The sequence below is a fragment of the Bartonella gabonensis genome (genome assembly GCF_903679515.1).
Lineage (GTDB): Bacteria > Pseudomonadota > Alphaproteobacteria > Rhizobiales > Rhizobiaceae > Bartonella > Bartonella gabonensis.
In genome coordinates this window covers 1-5,224 of sequence record NZ_CAHOYM010000060.1, presented here as the reverse complement: position 1 = coordinate 5,224, position 5,224 = coordinate 1, and the positions used below count along the sequence as shown (strand labels likewise).

The following is a 5,224-nucleotide window of genomic DNA, read 5'->3' as shown; positions in this document are numbered from 1 at the left end:
CTTTATAACCAATGCGTTCATTGGCAACGTAATTATGAAAATGCATTTTGATTATGAAACCATTCTGTTTTTACACGTGCTTTATAGCTGTTATCTGCTTTATAGCCATCGTATCATTTTTCATGTTTATAAGAGAGATTATAAATAGGATAACTGTGATTTATAGCTTGTTATGAAAACCTCTAAAGAGAAACTGATAACTATAGAGATTAGCAAAATCCCTTTTAATAGACTTTTGTCATTTTTGTCAGTTTAGTCAGTTCTTTTTAGACCCTATATTATTTTTTTTAAATGAGAAAAAATTAAAAACATTATATTTCAATATGTTAGTATTTTAATGATACAACCTATATCGACAATACAACCATAAATTCAACTCATAATATATATTTGTCAGTTATCTGTCAGTAAATTGAACTGACAAAAGTGATCATTTTAGTGAGTAATTAAAATGTGCTTTATGAAAAGCGTATGAAAGTGAAAACTGATTACGTTATCAAAATCCCTTTAATGAATTTTTATCAATTCACTTAAATGGATAAATTTATGATTTTAGTTAGTGGTTTAAACACATCTTATGAAATCATGTGATCCTTTAAAGCCTTCAAAAGCCAGTTTATAATAATAAAAATGCTATCAAGATCATTATGGTTATGAGTTTTGAGTATTTTGAAGATTTTGAAGGTTCCTTTTAGCCCCCCCTTATATATTTTTTTAAAATCAAAAAATAAAAGTTATTATATTTCAAGTGGTTAATTTTTACCAAGTTTTAAAATAACAACCTATAGTGATATTATAAAGMTATAKATACAACTAACAATATATTTTGAAGGTATTTTGAGAGTGTTAGGAACCTTCAAAACCATAAGCAAAATGAATATACATAACTCTCTTTAAACAGAGCTTTTGAAAACAATAAAGCTATCATTTTAGATTACGGTATAACCTCTTAAAGGTAATCCAAATAAATGTGTCTAAAAGTGCAAATGATTTCTTTTTAGAATAACGCATAATAAATTATTCCTTTTAAGATAATAGGTAATCAGCTTAATAAAAGAGGTATAGATTATGATTACAAGGCTCTATACCCCTTATGAGATTAGCATACCCATTATGTGAGCATGCTTTATAAGCTTATTCAGTTTCTTTAATTTCTAATTTTGGTAAGTTTTTCACGATTTTCATTGTTTCTAAACTTACAGTAATAACCCTTTGAAACAATTCTAATGGATAAGCGGGGTTTCCAACGGTCTCAACAGCATAGCGATTGGCATCATTCACAATACCACTCTTTTTATCAGTCTTAACGCATTGACGTTCCATAACCCATTCAAGAGCGGGCTTGCCATTAACGATATACTCATAAGCTTCAAGAGGGATATCTGTCATCGTGATATTGCTGTTATAAAAAACAGTGGTCTTATCTTTCTCTTTACTATTCCCAGCGAATTTCATTTCTGTAACGTAGTAAAATTTTTCTGGATTAGAGATATCTGTTTGTTTCGGATTGCCTTTTTTAAAGGTTACTGGATAAGGTTCTATATCTTCGTAATTCACATGCAAATGCCCTAATTCACGCCCTGCTGTAACAAACTTCCAAAAGTTATCAACCGTCTTTACGCAAGGGATACGAGGCAGTTCTTTGCATAAATTATCAGCATAACGGGCACGATAATCTTCCGAATGAAGTAAACCGTAAACATAATAGAATAAATCATCTTTAGTGATAATCTCATTCGGATAAGCTGCTTTAAAATGGGCTAGCCCTTCATCCGTAATGGCATCATGCCTCTGTAAACCAGTTGTGTTGTTTTCCTCTGTAGAAATTAAAAATAAATGGGATTGTTTCTCACTTTTATTTTTTAAAACCGTAGTGTCTTCATAAATATAGCGTGGAAAGCATTGACCTTTTTCTATTGAATCCAAGCTAGGTATATCCTTAATCATCAATACAGAAAATCTTTTTGCTCCTATACCTGTAATTTGTATTACTCTATTTTCTGCTTCTTTTCCCATAGGGAATATACGCGGCATTTGTAAAACCATTTCATTAAAAATGCGATTATAATAAAGCCACTGTTTCGTAAAAGGACGATACAAGCTCTGAGTGAAGCATGTCTCTTCAAATTCAAAAATCTTTCCTTTAGCTAAATGTTGTTTAAGTGCACGACTCCAACTGATTTTTTTTGTATCTGAATTTACAAAATGATCTACAGCCTTTATACGTTCTTTACGGTCAGTATGTGGATAGGTATCATTAAACCGTTCCACTTCGCTATTATAAAAGGCGATCATGTTACTCATGTTTTTTGCTAGTGAGTGATGACTTGAATTATATGCCCAAGCATCGCGACTAGTTACGATACCACAAGAAAACGTTTCAAAAAGTTTTTTACCATGTCCTTTCTTATAACCCATGGCTAACAATGCTTTGAAACTATCATCACGTTGATTGATCCAATCACCATGTTTGTCTGGTATAATTATTTTCCAAACGCCGCTACGTGTAATACCATCAATGCTACCAAAATTCTTAATTGTCTTAAGCTTTTTTTCTCTTGTGCAATAATCTTCCATAGCATGGAAATATATTTTTCCACGCTGTTCAGATTCTGGATTTTTTACGAGAATAGAGATAGCTATAGGAGCTCGAGATCCCTCACCAAAAATCTTACCACCTTCTTTTCGAGAAAGTTCTCCAGACGTTCGTTGATTACCTCGTAAATGAAAAATATAAAGGCTGCTAAATTCCTCTGCAAGGCATTTTCTTAAACCATCCATAGATTTCGTATCTACAAAACTTGCATTTGTTACAAAACCAATAACACCACGGTCTTTTATACGGTCACTAGCCCAGCGGATAGCGCGGATATAACTGTCATACAAATTTCGTATAAGATTTGCATTTGATTGAGCGGCATAAGTTTCTCCAATACGTTTATTTAATATGGGATATGGAGTATTCTTTGCATTATCGTTAGCACTTTTTTGACCTGTTGAATAAGGAGGGTTGCCAAAGATAACTTCAATATTGAGATTTTTTTGGTGTTCTAAATATTCGCTATTTTCTTTAAATAACTCTTGCAACAAGTCTTTCCTTTCAAGCATCTGAAACGTATCGGTTAAACCAATATGCTTGAATGGGATATAATTCCCTTTCATAAGACCATGATAGGTTGCTTCAATATTAATGGCTGCTATGTAATAAGCGAGCAAGACAATCTCATTAGCATGGATATCATAACGATATTTATATTCCATATCCTCTGGTTTGATCAGTTTAGATTGTAATAGCCGCGTAATAAAGGTTCCTGTTCCTGTAAAAGGGTCAAGAATAGACACACCCCGTGATCCTAGGCTTTTTCCAAATTCATTGCGTAAAACATCATCAACAGAGTGAATAATAAAATCAACAACCTCAACGGGGGTATAAACAATTCCTAATTTTTCTACCGTACGCGGAAAAGCATAACGGAAAAATTCATTATACAGCTCTACAATTAAGCTTTGTTGTGCTTCAAGAGTGGTAATTCCACGTGTGTAAAATTGTATACTCCTAGAAATATTGTTGAGATCTTGAGATTCTTCTTTAAGAGTAAAGTTATCAAGGGCATTGAGTACACGTTGTAAAGCGCAAGATACGGGATTTTCTTGAACAAACTGATGCCCCTCAAATAAAGCATTAAAGACTGGACGCGTCACAAGATGTTGCGCAAGCATTTCAATTGCATTTTGTTCAGAGATATTCGTGTTTAAATTGCTACGCAATTCGGTCAWAAAATCATTAAACACCCGCCGTATTTCGGTTTCTGATTTTGCCAAAACCTCAGTTAAGCGTGTGATATGAATTTGAGCAAGATCACCAACATTTATTGCCCATTTTTTCCAATAGCTAGGGTCGTAAAATCTATTAACAATAGCAGCTCTAATGGCATCTTTACATTTAGAAAAAAAGCGGAATTCTCCTTGTTCTCCACCTGTATGAGAGGCTTCATAAGTTGCTAACCCAATATTAAGTCCTGAATATTCTAATTTTGAACGTATAGGTAAATCATCAATAACCGTGGTCGTATCTTCTAACGCAAGTTCTTGAGAAGCAGCAACGATTTCAAGAGCATAGCTTACGTCCTGTTTTTTGTGCATATGGTGAATTATTTTATTAAAGTTATCATCATGGGCACGTAAAGCATTAAGAACTTGCCAGATGACATTATACTTTTTGTTGTTTTCTAAGGCTATTTCCGGCGGAATATCAGCGGGTATCCCAATGGGGAGAATGATATAGCCTCTTTTTTTACCTTCTGCTCGACGCATGACGCGTCCTATTGCTTGAATAATCTCAATTTGACTTTTGCGCGGGTGTAAAAATAGAACAGCATCAAGAGCAGGAACATCAACACCTTCAGAAAGACAGCGTACATTGGTAAGTACACGACAAGTATTTTCCCCCGCATCTTCCTTTAACCAATCAAGTTGTTTTGTACGCTCTTTAGCACTAAAGCTTCCATCAATATGGGCAAGGGTACAGTTAAGAGGGGGAGTATCTTTATAGTTTTTATGAAGGGCGCGCAAAGATTCTTGCACTTTTTCTTTTTTGAATTCCTTGCATATGCGTTTAGAGGTCTCAATATCTTTGCAAAATGCTAAAGCTCTACGCATAGGCTTGGGGTCATCTTCAAGATCAAGTTTCAAGTCCATTTTAGTAAGGGCTCTATAACAGCCATTAATCTTGGTCCTATCGTCAAGAATAAGTTCATAATTCTTATCGGTAATAAGATGTTGAATGGATTGGCTTACTTCTTCTTCATTGACAACTAATATGATCACTTTACAAGGTGATAACAGCTTATCCTCTAAAGCCCTTGAAAAGCTGTAATTATAAAGTTGTTTGCCATAGAGTTTTTCATTATCCATGGACACCAAAACGTTATTGGATACGTCAGCATTCCTTTTCAGCTTGTCAGCAAAGATCCTTGGTGTTGCTGTCATGTAGAGGCGTTTTTTACCGCCAATGATACTGTTATCATGAACTTTGATAAATTCAGATTCATGCTTGTCTGTTCCCAATACAACCCCCGTTGTTCTATGGGCTTCATCACAAATGATCAGATCAAATTCGGGTAATCCATATTCCTTTTGTGCATCCGAAATCACTTGAATGGAATGATACGTCGAAAAGACCACCGTCATTACATCACGTCGAAAAGACCACCGTCATTACATC

The 5,224-nt window shown here is 34.3% G+C and carries 1 protein-coding gene; it reads right to left on the bottom strand.

The features are described 5' to 3' along the window. Positions 1-1,134 precede the first annotated feature (1,134 nt). Entirely contained in the window at positions 1,135-5,184 is a 4,050-nt protein-coding gene (locus tag HWX04_RS07715) for a type ISP restriction/modification enzyme (protein ID WP_246257604.1), read from the bottom strand. Between the last annotated feature and the right edge of the window lie 40 nt (positions 5,185-5,224).